The organism is Sinomonas soli (genome assembly GCF_054782415.1).
The window spans coordinates 332,311-356,719 of record NZ_BAAGSN010000006.1; the positions used below are offsets into that span (position 1 = coordinate 332,311).

Below are 24,409 nucleotides of genomic sequence, written 5' to 3' on the forward strand. Positions count from 1 at the left end.
TCTGGGACATGCCGTGGGGCACCCCGGCCTACAACGACGCGGCGAAGAAGCTCGTCGAGGGCTACCAGCCGGCCTCGGGCAACCTCAAGGCGAACTACCAGATCATCCAGTGGAACAACTTCTACCAGACGTTCTCCTCGGCCATCGCGTCCAAGACCGGCCCGGCCGTCTCGACCGGCGGCGGCTTCCAGGCCTTCCAGTTCGACCAGCAGGGGCAGATCGCCCACGCCGACGGCGTGATCGACGCGATGAAGAAGAACGGGATGTACGACGACCTCCTGCCCGGCGTCCTCGATCCGTTCAAGTCCGCCAACGGGTACGTCGCGGTCCCGTGGCAGCTGGACATGCGCGTCTTCTGGTACCGCAAGTCGCTCTTCGACCAGGCCGGCGTGGCCCTGCCGAAGGACTGGGCCACGCTGCTCGAGGCGGGCAAGGCGCTCAAGAAGATCGGGGCGTTCGGCTTCATGACCGGTGCCGGAGCCGGCAACAACTACGGCAACCACTCGATGATCATGATGATGGTCAACAACGGCGGCGGCGTCTGGTCCAAGGACGGCCAGCTCGACCTCATGAACGACCGCAACGTCGAGGCCATCGAGTTCCTGCTCGAGCTGCGCTCCAACGGCATCATCGACCCCGCGTGCCTTGGCTACACGACGGACAACATGTCGGCGCAGTGGAAGGACAAGAAGGCCGGGTTCGGGCTCTTCCAAGTCGGGGTACCCCAGCGCGTGGGCGACACCTCCGGCGACATCATGGTCGCCGACCCGATCGCCGGGCCGCACGGGGACAAAGCCACGATCGTCTTCCCGAACAACATCATGATGTACAAGAACACCCCCTCGCAGGCGTCCTCGGAGGCCTTCCTGGTCAACTACCTCGGCCAGCTCAAGGAGCTCTGGAAGCAGAAGCTCATGAACTCGCTGCCGGTCTTCAAGTCGATCACCGAGATCCCGGAGTTCGCCAACGATCCGAACAACGTCAAGATCGTCAAGGACTGGCAGCCCATCGCCAAGACCTTCGCCGCCCAGGGCTCCGCCCTCAATGCCAACCTCGCCGCGCTGGACGGCGGCCAGGCCCTGAACCAGTTCACGCAGACGGTCCTCACCGGCCAGACGGACGCCAAGAGCGCGCTGCAGACGTTCCAGACCAGCCTCCAGTCGGTCATCAAGTCCTGACCGGGGTGCCCACCATGACATCAACAGCCGGCATCGCCCGGGCCCGCAAGGGCCTGGGCCCGGGCGGCCCCGGCCGCGCCGCAGAATCCAACCGCAGGAGCAGGCTCAGCACCCAGGCGAAGCGGACCTTCTTCTGGCTCCTCCTGCCCTCGGTCATCCTGCTCGTCCTCATCCACGGCTACCCGCTCGTGTACGCCGCGGTCCAGGCCACGCACAACGGGTCCCTCATCGAGACCGGCCAGTTCGTGGGGCTCGAGAACTTCGCCGCCGTGCTGAACTCGCCCAAGTTCTGGAAGGCCGCCGAGTTCACGCTCGTCTTCACCATCGTGGGCGTGTTCGGCTCGTGGCTCGTGGGCATGGGCCTGGCCCTGCTGCTGCGCACCCGCATCCCCGCCGGCGGGACGTTCAAGGTGCTCCTCCTGCTGCCCTGGGTCGTGCCCATCGTGGTCTCCTCGACGGCGTGGAACTGGCTCGTGGCCACGCCCACGAGCCCGATCCCCACGATCTTCCGGGCGCTCGGGCTCGGCGCGCCCTACTTCCTCGCCGACCCGACGCTCGCCGCCATCATGGTGTGCCTGTTCAAGGTGTGGGTCAGCTTCCCCTTCATGATGATGATGACGAGCTCCGCGCTGGCCTCCGTGGACGGCACCGTCTACGAGGCGGCGAGCATGGACGGGGCCACCCGCTGGCAGCAGTTCACCGGCATCACGCTGCCGCTGATCGCCCGCTCCACCTACATCTCGTGGATCCTCATGACGATCTTCTGCGTCAACGACTTCCCCACGATCTACCTCCTCACGGGCGGCGGACCGGTCGACGCGACCACCTCGCTCGTGGTGCTGGCCTACCGCACCGTGTTCCAGGACTTCCAGACCGGCACCGGCGTGGCGATCGCCTTCCTCATGACCATGACCCTCGTGGTGGTCTCAGCCCTCCTCTACCGCCAGATCCGAAAGTCGAGCGTCGAATGAGCACCGTCCTGCACACGCACACGGCCCCCGCCGCAGGCGGGGCGAACGCCGACGGAACGGGCGCGCGGCCCTCCCGGAAGCGCCGCACCGTTTCCGAGGCCGACCTGCGCGGGCGCTGGTGGCGCTTCGCGCTCATCCTCGCGATCACCGCCGTGGTCCTCATCCCGATCCTCGTCGTCGTGGTCCTCGCCTTCAGCCCGTCGTCGACGAGCAGCTCCACGGGGCCCACGTTCGAGAACTTCACGAACGTGTTCGAGGAGACCCTGGCCTCGACCTGGCTCAAGAACAGCCTCGTCGTGACCCTCGCGACCGTCCTCGTCTCCGTGGCGGTCGCCGCGCCGGCCGGCTACGTGCTCTCCAGGGGGCGCAGCCGCGCCGTGGCAGGGTATTCGCTGCTGCTGTTCGTCATGCAGTCGCTGCCGATCATCACCTCGGTGGTCCCGCTGTTCATCCTCTTCGCGACGATGGGCCTCGTGGACAACCTCCTGGGCCTGACGATCGTCTACGTGGCCTCCACGATGACCGTGGCGACCTGGATGATGGCCGCCTACTTCGACTCGATCCCGGGCAGCCTCGAGGAGGCCTCCTGGATCGACGGGTGCTCGGTCTTCGGCTCGTTCCGGAAGATCGTGCTGCGCAACAGCCTCCCCGGCGTTCTCTCGACCGCGATCTTCGCCTTCCTCCTGGCCTGGAACGACTACCTCGTGGCCATCGTGTTCCTGCGCTCGAACGAGATCTTCACCCTCCCCATGGGCGTGCAGTCGTTCTTCCAGCAGAACCAGACCGACTGGGGCGGCGTCATGGCACTCGCCGTGGTCATGATGCTCCCGCCGATCGTCGTCTTCGCCGCGCTGAACAAGTACTTCAGCGTGGGCGGCATCGGCGGCTCGCTCGCCGGCCGCTGACACGCCCTCCTCCCCCAGCACTCCCCCGCCCACGACCTCTGAGAGGACACTGTCCCCATGACGTACTCCGTGCAGCTCTACTCCGTCCGCGACGCGATCGAGGCGGACCTCCCGGGCACGGTCGCCCGGCTGGCCCAGATCGGCTACACACAGGTGGAGCCCTACAACTTCGCCGCCCGCGCCGACGAGCTCGCCGCGGCCTTCGCCGAGCACGGCATCACGGCCCCCACGGCGCACGCGCCGCTGCTGTCCGCAGACCAGGACGAGATCTTCGCCGCGGCGACGCGGCTCGGCATCGGCACCGTGATCGACCCGTACCTCCCCGCCGAGCACTGGCAGGACGAGGCGACCATCCGCGACACGGCGGCCCGGCTCAACGCCGCCGCCAAGAAGGGCGCCGAGCACGGCATCCGCGTGGGCTACCACAACCACGACTGGGAGATCTCTTCAAGAATCGGGGGCACCACGGCGCTCGAGTTCTTCGCGGGCCTGCTCGACTCCGAGCTCGTCCTCGAGGTCGACACCTACTGGGCCGCCGTGGGCGGGGAGGACCCCGCCGCGCTCCTGAGCCGCCTCGGCGACCGCGTCGTCGCGCTCCACCTCAAGGACGGGCCGGTCGACCACGACAAGAAGGCCCAGCTCCCCGCGGGCCAGGGCAGGCTCGACATCTGGGGCGTCATCGCCGCCGCGAAGAACCTCGAGGTCGGCGTCGTGGAGTTCGACGACTACGCCGGGGACATCTTCGAGGGCGTCGCGGAGTCCCTGCGCTACCTCGAGGCCGGCGCGCCGTCGTCGGCCGAGGCGACCTCGGGGGCCGCGAAGTGAGCCGCGGGCCGGTCTGCGTCGCCGTCATCGGCGCGGGCGTCATCTCCAAGCAGTACCTCGACAACCTCACCGCGTTCCCCGACGTGAAGGTCCACGTCATCGCCGACCTCTTCCCCGAGGCCGCCAAGGCCCGCGCCGAGGAGTACGGGATCGCCGAGCACGGCGCCCCGGAGCTCGCGCTGAACCACCCCGACGTGGAGATCATCGTCAACCTCACGATCCCGGCCGCGCACGTCGAGGTCGCCACCGCCGCCGTCCGGGCGGGCAAGCACGTGTGGACGGAGAAGCCGTTCTCCCTCGACCGCGCCAGCGGCCTCGCACTCCTGAAGGAGGCGGACGACGCCGGCCTGCGGCTCGGGTGCGCGCCGGACACCTTCCTCGGCGCGGGCCTCCAGACCGCCCGGCGCGTGATCGAGCGGGGCGACATCGGGGTCCCGCTCACGGCGCAGACGGTCTTCCAGACCCCGGGACCGGAGTCCTGGCACCCGAACCCCGCGTTCCTGTTCCAGCCGGGCGCCGGCCCGCTGTTCGACATGGGGCCGTACTACCTCACCGCCCTCGTCCAGACGTTCGGCAGCGTGCGCCGGGTCGCCGCCGTGGGCTCGACGTCGCGCGCCACCCGCGTGATCGGCTCGGGCCCGAAGGCGGGCGAGGAGTTCACCGTGGAGGTCCCCACGCACGTGAGCGCCCTGGCCCAGTTCGAATCGGGCGCGTCCTCCCACAGCATCTTCAGCTTCGAGTCCCCCCGGACCCGGATGGGCTTCCTGGAGATCACCGGGACCGAGGCGACCCTGTCGCTGCCGGACCCGAACTACTTCGACGGCGAGCTGCAGATCTGCAGGGCCGGCGAGAAGGAGTGGACCGCCGTCCCCACGGCCGGCCCCGCCAACGGGCGCGGCATGGGCGTGCTGGACATGGCCCGCTCGATCCGGGCCGGCCAGCCCCACCGCGCCACCGGGCAGCTGGCCTACCACGTGCTCGACACCATGGTCTCGATCGCGGAGTCGGTCGACTCCGGCGAGTTCGTCCCGGTGGCGAGCAGCGCGCCGTCGTCCGCTCCCCTGCCCGAGGACTGGGCGCCCACCGAGGCGACCCTGGACGGGGTCCGGGCATGAGCCCCGGGACCGGGCCCCTCGGGGTCGCGGTGATCGGATATGCGTTCATGGGCCGCGCGCACTCGCACGCGTGGCGCAACGTCGGGGCGTTCTTCGACGTCCCGGCGGTCGAGCAGAGGGTCCTCGTGGGCCGGGACGCCGAGGCCGTGGCCGAGGCCGCCGCGAAGCACGGCTGGGCGGAGTCCGCGACGGACTGGCGCGAGGTGGTCGCCCGCGACGACGTGCACATCGTGGACATCTGCGCCCCCGGGTGGATGCACGCCGAGATCGCCGTCGCGGCCCTCGAGGCGGGCAAGCACGTGCTCGTGGAGAAGCCGCTCGCCAACACGCTGGCCGAGGCGGAGCGGATGGCCGAGGCCGCCCGCTCGGCGCGGGAGCGCGGCGTCGCCTCGATGGTCGGCTTCACGTACCGGCGCGTCCCCGCCCTGGCCTATGCGAAGCAGCTCATCGCGGCCGGGCGGCTCGGCGCCGTCCGGCAGGTCCGCGCGTCGTACCTGCAGGACTGGCTCGCCGACGAGGAGGCGCCCATGACGTGGCGGCTGCGGAAGGAGACGGCCGGCTCCGGGGCGCTCGGGGACATCGCCTCCCATGCGGTCGACCAGGTCCAGTACCTGCTCGGCGACACCGTCACGGAGGCCTCGGGCCGGCTGCAGACGTTCGTGCGCCGCCGGCCCGGTCCGGCGGGGATCGAGGACGTGACGGTCGACGACGCCGCCTGGGCCACGCTGTCCCTCGCCTCCGGGGCGGTCGCCTCGGTCGAGGTCTCCCGCGTGGCGACGGGTAGGAAGAACTCCCTGCGGATCGAGGTGTACGGCTCCGACGGCGCCCTCGCGTTCGACCTCGAGCGGCCCGGCGAGCTCGAGTTCCTCGACGCGACGGCGCCGGCGGAGGAGGCCGGCTTCCGCCGGATCGTGGTGACCGAGCCCGGCCACCCGTACATGGGCGCCTGGTGGCCGCAGGGCCACATGATCGGCTGGGAGCACGCCTTCACCCACCAGGCGCGCGACTTCCTGCTGGCGATCCGGGACGGGGACGCCCCGTCGCCCTCGTTCGAGGACGGCCTGCAGGTCCAGCGGGTCCTCGCCGCCGTCGAGGAGTCCGCAGCAGACAAGTCCGCCACCGTCCACGTCGGCTGAGCGAAGCCCCCACGCTGGTTGAGCGACGTCGAAACCCTAGGAGATCCCATGCCCCGCCCGTTCACCCTGTTCACCGGCCAGTGGGCCGACCTCACGCTCGAGGAGGTCGCCGGGCTCGCCGCGGGCTGGGGCTACGACGGCCTCGAGATCGCCGTCTCCGGCGAGCACCTCGACGCCTCCCGCTGGGACGATCAGGCCTACCTCGACGAACGCCTGGGCATCCTCGAACGCCACGGCCTGCAGCTCTACGCGATCTCCAACCACCTCAAGGGCCAGGCCGTGTGCGACGACCCTATCGACTTCCGCCACCAGGGAATCGTCGGCTCCGCCGTCTGGGGCGACGGCGACCCCGAAGGCGTGCGCACCCGCGCCGCCGAGGACCTCAAGGACACCGCCCGCCTCGCCCGCGCCCTCGGGGTCAAGACCGTGGTCGGGTTCACCGGGTCCTCGATCTGGCAGTACGTGGCCATGTTCCCGCCCGTGGCCGCCTCCGTGATCGACGCCGGCTATCAGGACTTCGCCGCCCGGTGGAACCCCATCCTGGACGTCTTCGACGAGTGCGGGGTCCGGTTCGCCCACGAGGTCCACCCCTCCGAGATCGCCTACGACTACGTCTCCACCCAGCGCGCCCTCGAGGCCATCGGCCACCGGCCGGCCTTCGGACTGAACTGGGACCCGTCCCACATGATGTGGCAGGGCCTGGACCCGGTCGCGTTCATCACCGACTTCGCCGACCGCATCTACCACGTGGACTGCAAGGACACCCGGATGCGCATGGGCAACGGCCGGGCCGGGATCCTCTCCTCCCACCTGCCCTGGGGCGACCCCCGCCGCGGCTGGGACTTCGTCTCCGCCGGCCGCGGCGACGTCCCCTGGGAGGACTGCTTCCGCGCCCTGACCGCGATCGGCTACGACGGGCCCATCTCGGTCGAGTGGGAGGACGCCGGCATGGACCGCCTCGTCGGGGCCCCCGAGGCCCTCGCCGCGCTGAAGAAGTTCGACTTCGCCCCCGCCACAGCCTCCTTCGACGCCGCCTTCAGCAACCAGGCCTGACCTCGCCCCCGACGCGCCGTGGAGCAGCGGGCCCTAAGCCTCTGACATTTTTGGTGACACATCGCCGTAAAATGAAGGTATGCCCCGCATCCAGGCCGAGTCGAACGCAGCCCAGCGAGCGCTCACGCAGCGCCGGATCCTCGACGCGTTCGGCCAGCTCCTGTTCACCCGCGGGCTGCCCGGGCTGACGATGACGGATGTCGCGCGCCAGGCCGGCGTCGGCCGGACTGCCGTGTACAACTACTACGCGGACATGGAGGAGCTGCTGATCGGCTACGCCCTCGACGAGACCGGCCGGTTCCTCGGCGACCTCAAGGCCAAGCTGTCGGGGCTCGAGAATCCCATCGACCGCCTGGCCGTGTACATCCGCGCGCAGGTCGAGGACCTCTCCCGCCGCCACCTGCCTCCCGGACCGGCCATGCGGGCGGTGCTCTCGCCGTCGTCCTTCGCCAAGCTGGGCGACCACGTCGGCGAGCTCAACGCGCTCCTGACCCAGATCCTCCGCGACGCGATGGCGCAGGGCTACCTCCCCGAGGCGGACGTCGACGAGCTCGTGGGGCTCGTCCACGGCTCGCTGACGGCGAGCGCCGACCGCGGCCGCGGCGAGGACGAGGCGCCCGACGACGACGCGGACCGCCGCACGGAGGCCACCGTCCGCTTCATCCAGCTCGGCGTGGGCGCCCGGTTCGACCCCCAGGGCAGGCCCGTGCGCCGCTGAACCGCGGCCCCGGCACCCAGCGACCCGGCAGCGCTCAGCCGCCGGCGCCCGGAGTCGCGGTCGGCACGGTGCACAGGATGGGCCCGGGCGTCTGGTCGACGAGCTTCGGGTCCGCCAGGGCCTTGAAGGCCGGACCGAGGATGAGGTCCACACTCGCGTCCGCCCTCCCGTCGCGCACGTAGATGCTGCCCGGGACGTTGCGCTGGAGCGTGAACGCGGCGGCCTCCCCTGCGAAGCCGCCGCGCACCACCGCGGTGGCGCCCACGGCGAGGCGCTCGTTGCCGACGTTCTTCACGGCGAAAGCGCGCTTCTTGAGCTCGCCGCCGATCTGGTTGGCGAGGCCGTCCCTGCCGGTCGCGTTGAGCACGTTGACCGTGACCTTGGCGGGCGGCAGGTAGTCGTAGTTGCCGGCGGGGCAGGTGGCCACGGTGGGCTGGGAGGCCGGCTGCGGGAGGGTCAGGCGCCCGGAGATGACGGCCCAGGCGGTGGCCGCCCCGGCGACCACGAGGCCCACGAGGAGGGTGATCGCGATGCCGTGGCGGATCCTGCGCCATGTGCGGCTCGCCCGCTCGCTCGGGTCGGGCTCCTCCTCGAACTGGGTGCGCAGCTCGGTGCCGCTCACCACGTGGTGTCCGTGGTACTGGCTCAGGTCCTGGGGGCGGCGGGACACGGGGGGCTCACGCGTCGAGGTCCAGGATGCGGGCGTGGATGGCGGTGCGCTGGTGCAGCGCGGTGCGGACCGCCCGGTGGAGGCCGTCCTCGAGGTACAGCACGCCCTTGTACTGGACCACGTGCGGGAACAGGTCCCCGAAGAACGTCGAATCCTCGGCGAGCAGCGCCTCGAGGTCGAGCGTGCGCTTGGTGGTCACGAGCTCGTCCAGCCGCACCGGGCGCGGCGGGAGGGCGGCCCAGTCCTTCGGCGTGTTGTAGCCATGGTCCGGGTAGGGGCGCCCCTCGCCCACCGCTTTGAAAATCACGGCTCCAGCCTAGGCGCGCGGGGATCGGGGCCGCAGCGCGGCGGGGGGCATTGTGGCCAAACGGTTACTCGCGTTCCCGGCGGCCGTCCCGATGGGAGAATGGGGCCATGGAGACCGCACCGCCCTTTGCCCTGCTGCTCGACGTGGACGGCCCGATCGCGAGCCCCGTGACGCGCACCGTGAAGCCCGAGATCATCGCCCTCCTGAACGAGCTCGGCGCGGCCGGGATCCCGATCGTCTTCAACACGGGCCGCTCGGACGCGTTCATCCGGGAGCAGGTGATGGACCCCATGGTCGCCGGGGGCATGCCGGAGGACCTCATGGTGCACGCCGTGTGCGAGAAGGGCGCCACCTGGTTCTCCTTCACCGCCCGCGGCGCGGGCACGGTGCACGTGGACCACGGTCTGGCGGTGCCGTCCGCGTTCGCCGACGACATCCGGGGGCTGGTCGCTGCGAGCTACAGCGGCCACATGTTCTTCGATGAGACGAAGCGCGCCATGGTCTCGGTGGAGCAGCGCGTGGACGTCTCCAACGCCGACTACCGGGCCGAGCAGGAGCGCTTCGACGCCGACGCGATGGGCCTCATGGCGCGCCACGGCCTCGGCGCCACGCGACTGGACCACCACGTGCCCGGCAGCGACGACTCGGTGGACTACCGGGTGGACCCCACGATCATCTCGACCGACATCGAGTCCGTGCGCCTGGGCAAGGACCTCGGCGCCGCCCGCGCCTGCGAGCGCCTGCGCCGGGACGGGATCGTGCCCGAGGCCTGGTACACGATGGGCGATTCGCGCACCGACTACGCGATGGCGGACTGGTTGCACCACAACGACCACACCGTCGCCCACGTCGACGTCCGCCCCGCGGACGGCGTGCCGGAGAAGCCGTACCAGATCCTCACCTCCGCCTACCTGGGCCTGGGCCCGGAGGTGATCCACGACGACGCCGGCCTCGCCTTCCTGATGCGGTGGCGGGACGCGCTGGCCCTCGCCGACTGACCCGCCGCGCTATCAGGCGGCCGGGACCTCGGCGGGGAGGACCGCCGCGATCGCTGCGCGGAGCTCGGCGGAGTCCGGCTCCACCGAGGAGCGGAACCGCCCCACCACCTGGCCCTCGGGGTCCACGAGGAACTTCTCGAAGTTCCACTTGACCTTCTCCCCGAGGTCGTCCCCGGCCGGGTACTGGGTGAGCGCGGCGTAGAGCGGATGCTGGTTCTTGCCCAGGACGTCGGACTTGGCGGCGAGCGGGAAGGTGACGCCGAAGTTGACCCGGCAGAACTCCTCGATCTCCTCGGCCGTTCCAGGCTCCTGCCCCGCGAACTGGTTGCAGGGGACGCCCAAGACCACGAGCCCGCGGTCCCTGAATGCGCGGTGGAGGGCCTCGAGGCCGTCGTACTGGCGGGTGTACCCGCACTTCGAGGCGACGTTCACCACGAGCACGGCGTGGTGCGCGAACGCGCCGAACGTCGTCTCGGTGCCGTCGTTGAGGGTCAGGGCAATCTCGTGCAGGCTCACCGGCCCAGTCTAGGCCCCCGGATCAGCAGGGCGGCGGTGCGGTCGCGGTGGGCGTCGGGCTGGGGGTCGGCGACGGCGTGGGGGTCGCAGTCGGGACCGCCGTCGGGGCGCAGGTGGGGAGCGCCGTCGTGGTCATCGCCGGGGCGGAGGCCGTGGTCCCGGCGGAGGGCGTCGGGGTGGGCGTCGCGCTCGGGGTGGGGGTCGGCGTCGGCTGCGGGGTGGACCCCACCGTCGGCGTCGGCGTCGGGGCCGGGGTCGGCACGGGGGCCTTGCTCGGGGCGGGCGACGGCGTGGGGCTGGCGGTGCTGGGCGCGGAACCGGCTGCAGGCGGCGGCACCGCGACGGTGCTCGGCGGGGCGGCGGGCGGGCCGGCCGGCGTCGGGTCCTTGAGCGGCGGCGGGGTCGGCGCCGTCGGGGCCGGGGCGATGCTCTCGCCCGGTGCGGGCTCGGCGGTGAGGACGGGGATGGCCCAGTTCTGCCGCTCGTTGGTCGACTTGCCGTCCTTCGGCGTGTAGTCGGTGACCTGGACGGGGCCGAGCGGGCCCTGCTGCGCGATGGGGATCAGCGTGAAGCTCATCGGGTCGACGTACTTGCCGTCCTTGATGGTCTCGAAGTGCAGGTGGCACCCGATCGCGGACCCGGTCTCGCCGACCAGCCCGATGACCTGGCCCACCTCCACCGACTCGCCGGTCTTCACGGCGGCGCCGAGCATGTGGTTGTAGGTGGTGACCAGCCCGTCGCCGTGGTCGATCTCGACCCGGTTCCCACCGCCCCAGGGGTGCCAGCCCGCGGCCCGGACCACGCCCGCATCGGCCGCGTAGACGGGGGTGCCGCACGGCGCGGCGAAGTCCTGGCCCCAGTGGAACTCCCCCGGCTGCCCGTTCAGGGGGCTGACCCGGTACCCGAACCCGGACGTGGGGGTGAGCGTGGCCAGCGGCGCGTAGAGCTTCCCCTCCCCTGGCCGGTGCATGTCCGCCTGGGCGACGAACACCGGCGAGACGTGGCCCGCCGCGAGCGAGCCGACCGCCGTCCTGTAGAACGGAACGACGGCGCCGGGGTCGGCGGTGATCGGACCCGGGAAGACATCGTCCGCGAGCGCCGGAGCGGCGCTGAAGACGAGGACGGCTGCCGCCGCCGCGATGCCGGCGCCGGTCCGGGCGCGCAGACGGGACAACGACGCAAAGAGGCCACGGGCCATCAGACTCCCCAATCAGTCGTGGCGCCGCCGCAGCCCGGCGCACCCTCACATTCTCAGCACGGCCGCCCCCGCGTGGCTAGGGCCGGTGGCCTGTGGATCGGCTGGGAGTTGCACGCTATGGGCGTGTCGTGTACGGAAGTACCAGCCGAGAGGGGTGCAGGGCGTCGCGGTAGACCTTGTGGGTCACCGGCCGGCCCACGGGGAGGTGGAACGCGTCCGGTGGGAGGAGCGAGTTGTGCTCGTCCACGAGCGGCTCGTCGTTGGAGAGCTCCACGGTGAGCCGGTGGCCGGGCAGGAACGTGGTCGCGAACGGGTACAGCCGCACCACGTACTCCTCGATCGCCCCCGGCTCGACCGGGACGGCGCGGGTGTGCGGGTGGTACGGGCTGCCCTCGGCGGTGCGCTCATCCAGCTCACGGTGCGATGCCTTGAGGTAGCCGGTGGTGATGAGCTGGCGCCTGCCGTTCGGCGCGCTGTCCCAGAGCCGCAGGATGAAGTTGGTGTCGTCCTGGTCGATCTCCGCGAACAGGTGGGCTGCGCCCGTGCCCATCATCTCGGTGGGCTCCTCGAACGGCTCCGTGGTCCAGTCGAGGATCTCGACCTTGTCCGTGACGGTGAGCGGGGCCTGGTAGAACCCGTCCGGGGCGGCCTGGGCGGGACCCATGCGCTCTGGCTCGGCCGAGAGCCTGCGGCGCGGGCGCAGGTACAGCGGCCGGTACTCGACCTCCCTGGGCGGGAAGGCGGTGCCGGTGACCTGCTCGCGCGAGCCCTCCACGAACACCGAGACCGCGGGCTCGTCCATGATGCCGTTGTCGATGCCCTTGATCCAGTAGTCGTACCAGCGGAACATCTTCTCGTGCTCCTCGATGAAGGGGCGCGACTGCATGGGCGGGTACGGGCCGATGTCCAGCTTCTTGGGGCCCCTGAGGGTGTTGAACAGCTCGATCGTGCCGTCGAGCGTCCAGCCGCGGCCCTGGTCGAGCTGCAGGTAGACCGGGATGTCGATGTCCTTCGCGAGGTTGACCGGGTTGCGCTCCTCGTACCACTCGCCGTCGAGCTCGTTCATGACGATGTCGAACCAGGCCTCGTGGTTCGTCGGGTAGTTCAGCGTGTGCACCAGGTTGGGCCACGCGGCCACGTCCGGGTCGGCGAGGCGCTCAGCGACGAGCTTCTCGATCTCCTCCGGGGTGTGCGTCTCGAGCATCCGGGACTTGACCCGGTCGGTGAAGGCCCAGCCCGAGTCGCCGCCGCGGCCCTCGCGGGCGGCGCGCGGCATGAACCACATGATGCCGCCGTGGTAGGTGGTCTCGTAGAAGTCGTAGTGGCCGCCGGAGACGAAGATCGCCTTGAGGTGCGGGGGCCGCTCGGCCGCCGCGAGGATCTGCATCGAGCCGAAGTAGGAGATGCCGATCATGCCCACGTTGCCGTCGCACCACGGCTGCGCCGCGACCCACTCGATGACGTCGTACGCGTCCTGGCCCAGGGAGACGCCGCCGGCGTTGTAGTTGCCGATGTGCTCCCCGCCCGAGTCGCCGGAGCCGCGCAGGTCCCCGATGACGTGGGCGTAGCCCTCACCGACCACGCGGGCGATGTCCCCCGCCTCGATGCAGCCGTCCCACATCGGGCTGGGACGCCGCTGCGGCGGCATGGTCAGCGCGAGGGCCTGCAGCTCCTTGCCGTACGGGCTCAGCGCCACGAGCGCGGGGCGGGGCGTCTCCTCGGTGCCGTGGTAGACGTCGAGTGCGAGCTCGACGCCGTCCCGCATCGGGGCGCGGAGGTGCTTGCGGACGGCGATGCTCTGGCCGCCCGCGTCGATGGTCTGGTACTCGGCCATGGCGGTGAATGCTCCTGTTCAGGACGTCGGGGTGGTGTGGCGGCCGGCGCGTGCGTAGCCGTCGAGGGTCGTGAAGAACGGGGACGGCTCGAGCGTCGGGTCGCCGTCGTAGCCCAGCTCGGCGGCGATCCGCTCGAACGGCGAGTAGACGGACTCAGTCTCCACCGCGCCGTCGTGCGGGTGGCGGCCGACGGCGGCGCGGATGCGCGCCTCGAGCGCGAGGCTCTCCTCGAGCGCGCGGCGGGCCTGGACGGCGTCGAGCTCGACGCCGTACGCCTCGCCGTCCGCTCCCCGGTACGGGTGCCCGAGGTACAGCCGCTCGGGCCGCACGGTGTCCCGCAGGTAGGTCAGGCTCGCCCGGTAGGCGTCCGGATCGGTGTAGCCGGGGAAGTGGTTGGCCGCACCGTGGATCTGGACGGCGTCGCCCACGAAGACGGCGTTCTGGCCGTCGAGGCGGTAGGCGACCGAGCCGGCCGTGTGGCCGGGCACGGGGTGGACGGAGAGGGTCACACCGCCCCCGAGGGAGAAGGCCTCCCCGCCCCGCACGAGCACCGCGGGCTCCATCTCGCCGGAGATCGCGGCGGCCGCGGCACGGGTCTGGTGCGCGAGGCCCTCGGGGTTGTTCAGGTACCGCTGCCGCCCGTTCGCGTACTCCTCGACGTGCCCGCCGCGGGAGCGCAGCATGTGGGCGTCCGCCTCGTGGATCACGACCTTCGCCCGGCCGCCCGTGAGGTCGAAGAGCGCTTTGGCGCCCCCGAGGTGGTCGATGTGCCCGTGGGTGAGGAAGACCCAGCGGACCTCGTCGATGCTCCGGCCCAGCTTCGCGAGGGCCGGGACCATGCCCTCCTCGGGGGAGGACGCGATGCCGGTGTCCACGATCGCTGGCTCGGGCGCGTCGATGAAGTAGCTGTAGAGGCCGAACCGGCCCCACGGGGAGACGAGCGGATGGACGGTGGCGGTGCTCATGGCTGCCTCTCGAGGGGGACGTCGGGTGCGGCCCGTTCTGGGGCCGCCGGGCCCGGTGCCTTGCGTGCGAGCGGCACGAACAGGAAGGCGACCGCGGCGATCACGCCGGGTACCGCGAAGAACAGGAAGTTCATCTCGAGCCCGAGGTTGAGCATCACGAGGACGCCGCCGAAGGTCGGGCCGACGATCGCGCCCAGGCGTCCGACTGCCGAGGCCAGGCCGATCGCCGTGGAACGCATGGCCGAGGGGTAGTGCTCCGCGACGAAGGCGTAGGAGATGTTCTGGGCGCCCATCGTGCAGGCGCCGGTGATACCCACGAGCACGAGGAGGACCGCCATGTTCCCGCCCATACCGAGCAGGCTCAGTGCCACGGCCGCGATGACATACATCGGCACGAGCACCTTCTTCACACCCCACGAGTCGGCGAGCCGGCCGAGGACGAGCGTTCCGACGATGGCGCCGACGTTCTGCACGATCACGAAGTTCAGGCTCGAGCCGAGCGGAAAGCCTGCCTGGACCATGAGGTTCGGCAGCCAGACCGTGAGGCCGTTGATCATGAGCAGGCACATGAAGAAGGCGATCCAGATCATCACCGTGCCCAGGGCGCGTCCCCTGGCGAACAGCGCGCGCACGGGGCTGCCGGGTGTCGCGACCGCCAGGCCCTCGAATCCGGCCTCCGACGCGACGGACACGGAGGGGTTGACCCTGGCGAGCACCGTGCGGAGGTGGTCCGCCCGGCCCCTGCGCAGGAGCATCGCGGGCGAGTCGACGAAGTACTTCACCATGAACGGCAGGAAGAAGAGCGGCAGGATTGCGACCCAGTACACGCTCTGCCAGCCGAACGCGGGGATGAAGTTCATGGCGACGAACGCGGCGAGGATGCCGCCCACATGGAAGAAGCACATGACGATCGCGACGAACGTAGTGCCCCGGCCCTTTGGGGCGTAGTCGGAGAGCATCGCAATCACGGTCGGCAGGATGCCTCCGATACCGAGGCCAGCGAGGATGCGGAAGACCGAGAAGGTGGCCGGGTCCGCGGCGAAGCCGCACAGCGCCGTCGCCACGCTGAAGAGCACCACGCTCGCGACGAGGATCTTCGTGCGCCCGAACCGGTCGGCCAGGATGCCGAACAGCACAGCTCCGACCATCATGCCGAAGAACCCGTAGCTGCCGATCGCACCGGCCTCGACCGGAGTCATGTGCCACTGCTTGATGAGCACCGGCAGTACCGAGCCGTACATCACGAGGTCGTACATGTCGAAGGTGATGATGACGCAGGCCCAGAAGAGCATGCCCACGTGGAAGCGGCTCAAGCCGGCTTCGCCGATGACGCGCCTGAAGTCGATCGCGGTCGTCATGGCTGCCTCACACCCGCGGTGGCCGAGGCCAGGAAGTCCCGGGTCTGCGCGAAGGCGGCCGCGTACTCGGGGATCCAGCCGAAGTTCGCGACGAAGCCGTGGTTGGCGCCCGCGTACCGGGTGACTGTCGTGTCCACGCCCGCGTCCGCCAGCCGCCGGCCGTACAGTTCGCCCTCGTCGCGCAGAGGGTCGAACTCCGCGGTGAGGATGAGTGCGGGCGGGAGTCCTGTGAGGTCCTCCCGCCGGATCGGGGAGACCAGCGGATCCGCGGGGTCCGCACCGCTGTCGAGGTAGAAGGCGTTGAAGGGCCTGAGGCCGGCGGTCTCGAGGCCGTACCCGGTTGCATTCTCGCGGAGTGACGGGTAGCGGTCCTCGTCGAAGTCGAGGTCCAGGGACGGGTAGTAGAGGACCTGGTGGGTGATCTTCTCGAACCCGTCGTCGTGCGCCATGGAGGCGACGGCGGCGGCGAAGGTGCCGCCGGAGCTGTCGCCGGCCACGGCCAGGGTCCGCCCGTCCCACTTCAGGGCCGCACCGTGCTCGGCGGTCCAGCGGACCACGGCGTAGCAGTCGGTCAGGCCCGCGGGGAATGGCGCCTCGGGTGCCCGGCGGTACCCGACGGAGACGACCTTGAGGCCGGTCTCCTTGGCCAGGGTGCGGGCCACGTGGTCGTGGGTCTCGAGGCTGCCGAGGAAGAATGCGCCGCCGTGGAAGTAGACGAGCAGCCCATAGGAGCCTGCCTCGGCCGGGGTGTAGATGCGGATCGGAACGTCTCCGGACGGCGTGGCGGCCACGGCGTCCTCGACCGTCAAGAGCGGCAGGCGGTCGGCGAGGGCCGGGACGCGCGACTCCTCGTCGGCGCGGAAAGCGGCAGGGTCGATCGGACCCGGCGGCGGGGCCGGGAGGGACGCGACGATCCGGGCTATCTCGGGATGCAGGGGCATGGAGGCTCAGGCCTCCGCGCGCTGGGCCGGCTGCCGCGAGGCGGGCTTCTGGCCGGGGAACACGTCGTTGACCTCGCCCTCGGACCAGCCCTGCCGGGAGATGCGCTGCAGCTCGTCCGTGACCGGCTTTCGGACGGACTGGTACTGGGCCAGGGCCTCCTTGACCGTGGCGGCCTGCTCGAGGGCGTCGGCGAGCGCTCCGGCGTCCAGGATGGCCGAGTTCGCGCCCTGCCCCTGGTGGTGCAGCATCGAGTGGGCAGCGTCCCCGATGAGGACCACCGAGTCCGAGTGCCAGACGTCGACGGGATCGATGTCGTAGACGGCGCGGATGTTCACGGCGTCCAGGTCCAGGTCCCGGGTGATCTGCACGATGCGCGGATCGAAGCCCTCCACGGTCGCCAGCAGGTCCTCCTTCGTGACCTTCGGCGCCCACGTGCCGTCCGGGTTGAGGACCGTGATGTCGAACGAGACCTGGCCTCGGTGGCGCAGCGGCAGGAAGTAGACCTTGGTGCCGTGGCCGATGTACATCCGCAGGTTGTCGTCGACCGCGAGCCCCTGGGCGGCGTCGGCGGAGATGACGGCGCGGTAGGCGTGCTCGCCCGAGAAGACGGGCGGGGCGTCGCTGAAGAGCTGCTGGCGCACGACCGACCGGATGCCGTCGGCGCCGATGACGAGGTCCGCCTCGACGACTGCGCCGTTCGCGAAGGTGAGCGTGGAGGTGGCGCCGCGGTCCTCGATCGACTCGAGCTTGTGGCCGAGGTGGACCATGCCCTCGGGCAGGACGCCCAGGAGCGCCTCGATGAAGTCGCCGCGGTGGATGAGGTGGGTGGGGCCGTAGACCTCGATCTCGGGCCACGAGTCCTTCACGATCGGGTCCCCGGTGGCAGAGAGGATCTCGAAGTAGTCGCTCGGGGAGCTCACGGCGGTGATCGCGTCCCGGATGCCCCACTGGCGGAAGCGGTCCATGGTGTTGGGCCGGAGCCCGATCCCGGCGCCGACCTCGCGGGTCTGGCCGGCCTGCTCGTAGACGTTGACCGTGGCGCCGAGCAGGCTCAGGGCCTTGGCGGCGGCGGCCCCGGCATAGCCGGCCCCGACGATGGCGATGTTCAGGTTCTTCAGGTCAGTGGTCTTCATGGTCGTAACCGCTTTCGGGAGCGTCAGTTCTTGATGGTGAGGAAGTCGGCGGGGTTCTCGACGAAGATCTGGGTGATCGTGGCCTCGTCGACGCCGGCCGTGCGCAGGTCCGGGATGAGCTGCTCGAAGATGTAGTTCACGGTGTGGCCCTTCACGCCCGGCCAGCCCAGCGGGCTGCAGTTGGCGTCCGCCGAGGCGAGGACCTGGCCGGCGTGGCCGCCCTGGACGAAGCGCAGGAAATGGTCGAGCCGCTGGTTCCGCGGCCGGGCCCAGAACGGCGGATCCGGCAGTTCGGTCTCGTAGCCGAACGTGTCGAAGCCGAGGCGGCCGCCCTGCTCGACGATCCACGCGTCCTGGGTCTTCTCCGCGTTGACGCCGTCGTCGACGTGGCCGAACAGCACGCGGTCCAGCGGCAGGCCCTCCTCGCGGAAGATCGCGACGGCGGGCTCGGCGTCGATGGCGAGGTGCGTGAGGATCGGCACCCCGGTCTGCACAGCGGCCCGCGCAGCGGCCCGGTAGATCTTCTTGTCCAGGTCTGTCATGCGGCCGCCGCGGCTCACCCCGACCTTGATGACGCCCGCCTTGGCGCCGGTGCTGCCGATGCCCACGGTGATCTCGTGGACGAACTGGCGCATGAGGTAGTCCACCGACGCGTTCGCGAAGTGGGGCAGCGCGGTGTCCCCTCCCACGAAGCCCGTGCACGCCACGATGTTGACCCCCGTCTTGGCGGAGAGGGACCTGTAGTAGTCCACATCGCGGCCGTTGCAGATGCCCGTGGCGTCCACGAAGGTGCCGCCGCCGTTCTCGTGGAACGCGCGCAGCTTCGGTACGGTCTCCTCGTACCTCTGCTCGGGCGTCTTCCACCAGGTGGTGTCCAGCTCGGACCCGGGCATGCCGTACCCGATGTGCTCGTGGACCGCCACGAGGCCGAGCTCTTCCGTGGGGACCGTCCCCAGAACCGTGTTGACCTTGGACATGTCACGCTGCCTTGGGGATCGGGAGGGCCAGGAGCTCGCGGGGGTTGTCGACGAGGATGCGCTGGGCGTCCTCGTCTCCCAGGCCGCGGCCCTTCAGGAGTGGTACGAATGCCGTGAGGACGTGGCTGAACGGCACGTCGGAGCCGGGGTGGCCCTTCGCGACGCCGACCGCGGCGGAGGAGAGCAGGATCCGGTCCGCGTGGCCCTCCGCCACGAGGTCGAGCACGAGCGAGGCGCGCTCGTCGTCGGTGAGGCTGTCGCCGTCGTGGTTCAGGCCCACCCGGTCGAGGCCGACGAAGGCGCCCCTGCGGGCTACCGCGAGCGGCGCGCCGGCGTCGGCCGCGTCCCTGCGGTCGAGACCGCCGACGACGGCCCGTCCGGCGGCCAGGCCCTCGTCCAGTGCGACGCCCAGATCATGCAGCGGGTCCTGGCCGAAACGGAGGGAGAGCGGGACGCCCGTGGCGTGGGCCGTGCGGGCTGCCCCGCGGACGAGGCTCTCGTCCGTGGCCGTCATCCCGGCGCGGGTGGCGGCGGTCGCGACGAGGCCGGCCGGCCCGCGGCGCTCGATCCGGGGCACAGCCATGCCCTCGGTGACCTCCCGGGTGAACAGTGCCTCGAACTTCTCGGCAGGCCAGGGCGTGGGCGGGCTCGTCTGCGGGGTGAGGAAGTAGCCGCCGAGCATCTCCTCGGGGCCCATGCCCGTCGACGCCACGATGTGCACCCCCGTGCTGCGCGAGAGCGCCTCGAGAAGGCGCACGTCCCGACCGTGGAACATGCCCGTGCTGTCCACGATGGTGCCGCCGCCGGCCTCGCGGAAGGCGGCGAGCTTGGCCGCGAGGACCTCGAAGATCTCGGCACGGTCCATGGTGATGTCGAAGGCGTGCTCGGCCCCGGGAACCACGGACAGCAGGGCCTCGTGGACGGCGGCGACGCCGAGCCGGCCGGCCGGGACCGGGCCGAGGACGGTGTTGACGGACCCGGAGGGGACCGGGCGCGTGGCAGCTCTCGGGTGAGCGAGGGATGTGGGCTGAGTCATAGGCCCAGCATCGCGGTTTCTTTACATCGTGTCAAGAAAATTGTCTCTACGTAGCCAACACATCCTCCATGGCACAGGCAGCACGTTGTGAGTCTTGACACTATGTAAAGATATCCGCAGACTGTGATGCAGCGCACCCCTCTCGCCCCGGTCTGGAAACAAAGGAGTTCCCACGATGAGTCAGATCCGCCCCTTGCCGAATGGAGGCTCGGCGCGCGCCACGTTCGTGGCCGCCTACAGCGCAGTCACCCTCGCCCAGATCACCAACGCGCTGCCCGGCGCCCTCAACGGCACGTTCGCGAACGACTTCCACACCTCGGGGGCCGGCCTGACCTGGATCGCGGGCATGTTCATGATGGGAATCGTCGTCTTCGAGCTGAGCTGGGGCCTCCTGGGGGACCTGTTCGGCCGCAAGAGGCTCCTCTACGCGGGCGCCGCAGCCACAGCTGCAGGCTCCGTCCTCGCCGCGCTCGCGCCGACCACCGGAATGATGATCTTCGCCCAGGCAGTCGGCGGCGTCGGCGCCGGCATCCTCTTCCCCATCTCGCTGTCGATGATCGCCGCGATCACCCCGGACCACCGCGCCCGCGCCCGCGCCATCGCCACCTGGGCAGGCTTCCTCTCTCTCGGCGCGGTGATCTCCCCCGTCCTGGCAGGGCTGACGGCGCAGCTCTTCACGGTCCCGGGCGCGGCCGGCGCAGCCCCGGCGTTCAGCGGGTGGCGCGTGGCGTACTGCGTCGCGGCGGCGCTGGCCCTCGTCGTCCTCCTCGTGGCAGTCCGTGCCGCCGACTCGGCCGCCCCCGCGGGGCGCAGGCTTGACCTGCCCGGGCAGGCCACCCTCGCGCTGGGCCTCATCGCCGTCCTCTTCGCGACGGTCCAGGCCGTCGACGCGGGCTTCGGCTCGCCCGAGGTCATCGCGAGCTACGTTGCGGGGGCAGTCCTCCTGGTCCTGTTCGTGGCCATCGAAGCGCGCAGCCGCCAGCCGCTCATCCACCTTTCACTGTTCAGGAACAGCGCCTACTCGATCACCGGGGTCGTCGCGGTCACCGGCATGTTCGCGTTCCTCGCGATCGCCTTCAGCACGAGCGTGGCGGTCGGCGGCCTCGCCCTGGCCGAGACGTGGAAGGTCGGCGTGCTGTTCGTCTTCATCCAGGGCCCGGCCTTCCTCCTGATCCCCGTGGTCGGCTGGCTCATCCACCACGTCGCTCCGCGCGGGGCCCTCACGGCGGGCTTCGCGTTCATGGCGGTCGCCGGCTACTGGCTCTCCACGTTCTCGCTCGGCATCCCGGAGCGCTTCGGCGGCACGCCCTGGACCGCCTTCATCCTCCCGCTGCTGTTCCTCGGCATCGGCTTCGCCCTCACGGTCGGCGCCATCACCGCTGTCGCGATCAACACCGTCCAGCCCCAGGACATCGGCATGGCCTCGGCCACGACCAACCTCCTGCGCGACCTGGGCTTCGCCCTCGGCCCTGTGATCGGCTCGGCGATCGCCTTCAGCACCGGCGCCTCGGCCTTCGCCGGCCCGCTCGCCGGGATCCTCAAGGGGGCCGGGCTGCCCGCGGACGCCGTCGCGGGGCTCTCCCACGTCCCGCCGCTCGGATTCCTCGCGGGCTGGGACGGCGTCGTCGCCCAGTTGTCCGGCCAGGCGCTCGCCGGGGGCGCCCCCCAGCAGGCCGTCACGGGCATGGTCAGCGCCCTCGGCACTGCGCAGCAGCAGATCCAGGGCGCAGCCGGCGTCTCCCTCGGCCACGGCTTCCAGCTGGTCTACCTCGTCGCCGCGGTCGCCGCGACGGCCTCCGCCCTCCTGACCCTGTTCATCTCCGGGCGCGGCACCGCGCCGTCGGCCGACGAGCTCGCCGAGACGACTCAGGCGACAGCCGAGGCGGCGGCCCAGACCGCCGCCGAATGACCCTTCCCGCCACCCACCCTCCAGAGAGCTGACCACTGTGACCACTCCCCTCGAATCCCCCATCGACATCTGGGACGACGCCGTCACCGTCGACCCCTTCCCGGCCTACACCGAGCTGCGCGAGACCGCCGGCGTCGTGTACCTGCCCAAGAACGGCATCTACGTCCTGACGCGCTACGACCTGATCCGCGACGCCCTCGCCGACCCGGAGACGTACTCGTCGACCTCGCTCGGCTTCAACCCGATGGTCAACGAGGCACTCCAGGGCACCTCGCTCGCCTCGGACCCGCCAGTGCACACGCAGCTTCGCGCCACCCTCTCCGAGAACCTCACGCCACGCGCCCTGCGCGGGCTCAAGGTCACGATCGACGAGAAGGCGGAGAAGCTCGTCTCCGAGCTCGCCCACAGCGGCAGCTTCGAGGCCATCGACGCCCTCGCGCGGAAGTTCCCCCTCGAGGTCGTCTCCGACCTCATCGGCTTCACCGGCCCCGTGAAGGACAACATGCTCCGCTGGGGCCAGGCCGCCATGGAGGTCCTCGGCCCGCTGAACCTGCGCACGCAGGAGAACTTCCCGATCGCCGGCGAACTCTACGGCTGGTGCGCTTCGGTCAGGGCCGAGGACCTCACGCCCGGTTCGATCGGGCGCGGCATCTTCGACGCCGAAGCCCGCGGTGCGATTCCCGAGGGTTCGGCCGGGCACATCATCCACCAGTATCTGGGCGCCGGCGTCGACAGCACGATCGCGGCGATCGGCAACATCGTGGCCCTGTTCGGCCGTCACCCCGAGCAGCTCGAGCTCGTCCGGGCGAACCCGGACCTCGTCCCGTCCGCGTTCGCGGAAGTGCTGCGCTTCTGGCCGCCGCTGCATGTCTGGGGCCGCACCACGACCCGCGAGGTCGAGATCGGCGAGGTGACCGTCCCGAAGGGCGCCCAGATCGGCATCCTCTTCGGCGCCGGCAACCACGACCCGCGCCACTATGAGGACCCGGACGACTTCGACGTCACCCGCAACCCGACCGACCACCTCTCGTTCGGCTACGGCCCGCACGGCTGCGCCGGCCAGGGCCTCGCACGGCTCGAGGGCCACGCGATCGTTGCCGCCCTCGCCCGCCACGTCAAGTCCATGGAGATCGCGGAGCCCGTCCGCGTGCCCACCAACACCACGCGCGCCATCGAGGAGCTCCCGGTCGTGAAGGTGGTGCCCGCGTGACACAGGCCGGCACCGAGACGGGACAGGACAGCACTGCAGGAGTGAACAGCATGAGGATCGAACTCGACCGCCCCCGCTGCGAGGGCCACGGCCTCTGCGAGGAGGCCGCCCCGAAGCTCATGCACCTCGACGACGACGGCGAACTCGTGATCGACGTTCCCGACGTCGACGGCGCCGACCTCGAGGCCGCACGGGCCGCGGTCCGGGTCTGCCCCGTCGCCGCGCTGCGGCTGGCAGGTGCCGCGTGACTGTTCCGGCCGCGCCGCGCCTGCGCCGCATCGTCGTCGTCGGCAACGGGATCGCCGGGCTCACCGCCTGCGACTCCCTCCGCTCGGCGGGGTTCGACGGCGAGCTGACGGTGGTCGGCGCGGAGCCGCACCACCCCTACAGCCGCCCGGCCCTCTCCAAGGCGCTCCTGCACGGCGACGACACCCTCACGGCCCACCGGCTCCCCCAACCCGCCCACGAGGCGGCGGCGCTGCTCGGCGTCGCCGCCACGGGCCTGGACGTCCAGGCGCGCACCGTGGCGCTCGACGACGGCGGCGAGCTCCCGTACGACGGCCTCGTCATCGCCTCGGGCTCGCGCGCGCGGCGGCTCACGGGCGGGAGCCCGGCCGCTGCGCCGCACGAGATCACGCTCCGCACGATCGAGGACGCGGTCGCCCTGAAGGAACGCGTCGCCTCGCGCCCGTCCGTGGTCGTGGTGGGAGGGGGCCCGCTCGGCATGGAGGTCGCCTCCGGATGCCTGCACGCCGGCTGCGACGTCACCCTCATCGCCGACGCGCCGCCGCTCTCGCGCCAGCTCGGCCGCTATCTCTCGGCGGTCTTCATCTCCGCGGCGAGGCAGCGCGGACTCCGGATCGTCCAGAGCGGGAGGGCGCGGCTCGCCGGCTCCGGCGAGGCCCCGCGCGTCGTGCTCGCGGACGGCACCGAGCTCGAGGCGGAGCTCATCGTCACGGCGGTCGGGGACGAGCCGAACACGGGGTGGCTCGCCGGGTCAGGGCTCCTGGTCGATGGAGCGCTGCGGGTCGATGCGCGCGGCCGGGTGCGCCCGGACGTCGTTGCCGCCGGAGACGTGGCGCACCTTCCCACCCGCCGCGGGGTGGGGCGGGTCCCACTGTGGACGAGCGCGATCGACCAGGCGAAGGCGGCCGCGCGGGGCCTCCTCGAGGGAGACGCGGCGCCCGAGCTGGACATCCAGCCGTACTTCTGGACGGAGGGCTTCGGCCTCGCGCTGAAGGCCGTGGGGTTCACGCCGGTGGCCGGTGACCCGGACTACCGCGAGCAGGGGGCCACGCCGGAATCGATGCTGCTGCGCTGGGACACCGGCGGCGCTTCAGGCACCGCCGCCGCGGTCAACTACCGGATCCCCGTCCCGAAGCTGCGCCGCCTCGCCGCCCAGGCCCCGGCCTGACGCGGCGCGACCGGCCAGCGGGGCGCCACACCTAGGATTG

24 protein-coding genes are annotated in these 24,409 nt (G+C 71.1%); 13 read left to right on the forward strand and 11 right to left on the reverse strand.

All coding sequences use genetic code 11. The features are described 5' to 3' along the window. The 8 genes from ACYVKZ_RS07175 to ACYVKZ_RS07210 all read left to right on the forward strand — a co-directional run. Positions 1-1,178: extracellular solute-binding protein (locus ACYVKZ_RS07175; protein WP_460991395.1), on the forward strand; the 1,178-nt coding region annotated here is incomplete at its 5' end. 14 nt (positions 1,179-1,192) lie between these two features. Next, positions 1,193-2,149: a carbohydrate ABC transporter permease gene (locus ACYVKZ_RS07180; protein ID WP_460991396.1), complete on the forward strand. Its 957-nt coding sequence runs from the start codon at positions 1,193-1,195 to the stop codon at positions 2,147-2,149. Then, positions 2,146-3,054, forward strand: a complete 909-nt coding sequence (locus tag ACYVKZ_RS07185; protein WP_460991398.1) for a carbohydrate ABC transporter permease — start codon at positions 2,146-2,148, stop codon at positions 3,052-3,054. The genes ACYVKZ_RS07180 and ACYVKZ_RS07185 overlap by 4 nt, the downstream gene beginning before the upstream one ends. Before the next feature lie 57 nt (positions 3,055-3,111). Beyond that, complete coding sequence (locus tag ACYVKZ_RS07190) at positions 3,112-3,879, forward strand: sugar phosphate isomerase/epimerase family protein (RefSeq protein WP_460991400.1); 768 nt, start codon at positions 3,112-3,114, stop codon at positions 3,877-3,879. After that, entirely contained in the window at positions 3,876-4,994 is a 1,119-nt protein-coding gene (locus ACYVKZ_RS07195; RefSeq protein ID WP_460991401.1) for a Gfo/Idh/MocA family protein, read from the forward strand. The genes ACYVKZ_RS07190 and ACYVKZ_RS07195 overlap by 4 nt, the downstream gene beginning before the upstream one ends. Then, complete coding sequence (locus ACYVKZ_RS07200; RefSeq protein WP_460991403.1) at positions 4,991-6,130, forward strand: Gfo/Idh/MocA family protein; 1,140 nt, start codon at positions 4,991-4,993, stop codon at positions 6,128-6,130. The genes ACYVKZ_RS07195 and ACYVKZ_RS07200 overlap by 4 nt, the downstream gene beginning before the upstream one ends. A gap of 48 nt (positions 6,131-6,178) precedes the next feature. Further along, a complete protein-coding gene (locus ACYVKZ_RS07205; RefSeq protein WP_460991404.1) occupies positions 6,179-7,183 on the forward strand; it encodes a sugar phosphate isomerase/epimerase family protein in 1,005 nt (334 codons plus the stop codon). Between the two features lie 79 nt (positions 7,184-7,262). Further along, complete coding sequence (locus ACYVKZ_RS07210; protein WP_460991405.1) at positions 7,263-7,901, forward strand: TetR/AcrR family transcriptional regulator; 639 nt, start codon at positions 7,263-7,265, stop codon at positions 7,899-7,901. A 34-nt stretch (positions 7,902-7,935) separates the two neighbouring features. Here the strand turns inward: ACYVKZ_RS07210 and ACYVKZ_RS07215 are convergent, their stop codons facing one another. Beyond that, positions 7,936-8,571 carry a LytR C-terminal domain-containing protein gene (locus ACYVKZ_RS07215; RefSeq protein WP_460991406.1) on the reverse strand — a complete coding sequence of 212 codons (636 nt, stop codon included), beginning with the start codon at positions 8,569-8,571 and terminating at the stop codon, positions 7,936-7,938. 7 nt (positions 8,572-8,578) lie between these two features. Further along, positions 8,579-8,878, reverse strand: coding sequence for a type II toxin-antitoxin system VapB family antitoxin (locus ACYVKZ_RS07220; RefSeq protein WP_307008132.1), 300 nt, complete (start codon positions 8,876-8,878; stop codon positions 8,579-8,581). A gap of 107 nt (positions 8,879-8,985) precedes the next feature. Between ACYVKZ_RS07220 and ACYVKZ_RS07225 the strand changes: the two genes are divergently transcribed. Next, positions 8,986-9,876, forward strand: coding sequence for a Cof-type HAD-IIB family hydrolase (locus tag ACYVKZ_RS07225; RefSeq protein ID WP_460991407.1), 891 nt, complete (start codon positions 8,986-8,988; stop codon positions 9,874-9,876). Between the two features lie 12 nt (positions 9,877-9,888). On the opposite strand, the gene ACYVKZ_RS07230 is transcribed toward ACYVKZ_RS07225, so the two are convergent. From ACYVKZ_RS07230 to ACYVKZ_RS07270, 9 genes are all read right to left on the reverse strand, one after another. Then, the gene (locus ACYVKZ_RS07230; RefSeq protein ID WP_460991408.1) at positions 9,889-10,392 is read right to left on the reverse strand and encodes a glutathione peroxidase; all 504 of its coding nucleotides are present in this window, start codon (positions 10,390-10,392) and stop codon (positions 9,889-9,891) included. Positions 10,393-10,414: 22 nt separating this feature from the next. Further along, entirely contained in the window at positions 10,415-11,590 is a 1,176-nt protein-coding gene (locus tag ACYVKZ_RS07235; protein WP_460991409.1) for a M23 family metallopeptidase, read from the reverse strand. 115 nt (positions 11,591-11,705) lie between these two features. Beyond that, positions 11,706-13,424: a CocE/NonD family hydrolase gene (locus ACYVKZ_RS07240; RefSeq protein WP_460991410.1), complete on the reverse strand. Its 1,719-nt coding sequence runs from the start codon at positions 13,422-13,424 to the stop codon at positions 11,706-11,708. A gap of 18 nt (positions 13,425-13,442) precedes the next feature. After that, positions 13,443-14,390: an MBL fold metallo-hydrolase gene (locus ACYVKZ_RS07245; RefSeq protein ID WP_460991411.1), complete on the reverse strand. Its 948-nt coding sequence runs from the start codon at positions 14,388-14,390 to the stop codon at positions 13,443-13,445. Further along, on the reverse strand, positions 14,387-15,748 hold the full coding sequence (locus tag ACYVKZ_RS07250) for an MFS transporter (RefSeq protein WP_460991413.1): 1,362 nt from the start codon (positions 15,746-15,748) through the stop codon (positions 14,387-14,389). The genes ACYVKZ_RS07245 and ACYVKZ_RS07250 overlap by 4 nt, the downstream gene beginning before the upstream one ends. Continuing rightward, entirely contained in the window at positions 15,745-16,689 is a 945-nt protein-coding gene (locus ACYVKZ_RS07255; RefSeq protein ID WP_460991414.1) for an alpha/beta hydrolase, read from the reverse strand. The genes ACYVKZ_RS07250 and ACYVKZ_RS07255 overlap by 4 nt, the downstream gene beginning before the upstream one ends. Before the next feature lie 6 nt (positions 16,690-16,695). Further along, positions 16,696-17,823 (reverse strand): FAD-dependent monooxygenase, encoded by a 1,128-nt coding sequence (locus tag ACYVKZ_RS07260; RefSeq protein ID WP_460991415.1) that lies wholly within the window; start codon positions 17,821-17,823, stop codon positions 16,696-16,698. A gap of 23 nt (positions 17,824-17,846) precedes the next feature. Beyond that, positions 17,847-18,800 carry a phosphotriesterase family protein gene (locus tag ACYVKZ_RS07265; protein ID WP_460991417.1) on the reverse strand — a complete coding sequence of 318 codons (954 nt, stop codon included), beginning with the start codon at positions 18,798-18,800 and terminating at the stop codon, positions 17,847-17,849. Between the two features lies 1 nt (position 18,801). Then, positions 18,802-19,836, reverse strand: a complete 1,035-nt coding sequence (locus tag ACYVKZ_RS07270) for a phosphotriesterase family protein (RefSeq protein ID WP_460991419.1) — start codon at positions 19,834-19,836, stop codon at positions 18,802-18,804. A gap of 175 nt (positions 19,837-20,011) precedes the next feature. Between ACYVKZ_RS07270 and ACYVKZ_RS07275 the strand changes: the two genes are divergently transcribed. The 4 genes from ACYVKZ_RS07275 to ACYVKZ_RS07290 are packed head-to-tail and all read left to right on the forward strand — an operon-like array spanning position 20,012 to position 24,369. Continuing rightward, on the forward strand, positions 20,012-21,745 hold the full coding sequence (locus tag ACYVKZ_RS07275) for an MFS transporter (RefSeq protein WP_460991421.1): 1,734 nt from the start codon (positions 20,012-20,014) through the stop codon (positions 21,743-21,745). A gap of 37 nt (positions 21,746-21,782) precedes the next feature. Next, on the forward strand, positions 21,783-22,955 hold the full coding sequence (locus ACYVKZ_RS07280) for a cytochrome P450 (protein WP_460991423.1): 1,173 nt from the start codon (positions 21,783-21,785) through the stop codon (positions 22,953-22,955). A gap of 50 nt (positions 22,956-23,005) precedes the next feature. Continuing rightward, positions 23,006-23,203 carry a ferredoxin gene (locus ACYVKZ_RS07285; RefSeq protein WP_460991425.1) on the forward strand — a complete coding sequence of 66 codons (198 nt, stop codon included), beginning with the start codon at positions 23,006-23,008 and terminating at the stop codon, positions 23,201-23,203. Then, positions 23,200-24,369 carry an NAD(P)/FAD-dependent oxidoreductase gene (locus ACYVKZ_RS07290; protein ID WP_460991427.1) on the forward strand — a complete coding sequence of 390 codons (1,170 nt, stop codon included), beginning with the start codon at positions 23,200-23,202 and terminating at the stop codon, positions 24,367-24,369. The genes ACYVKZ_RS07285 and ACYVKZ_RS07290 overlap by 4 nt, the downstream gene beginning before the upstream one ends. The last annotated feature ends 40 nt before the right edge of the window (positions 24,370-24,409 follow it).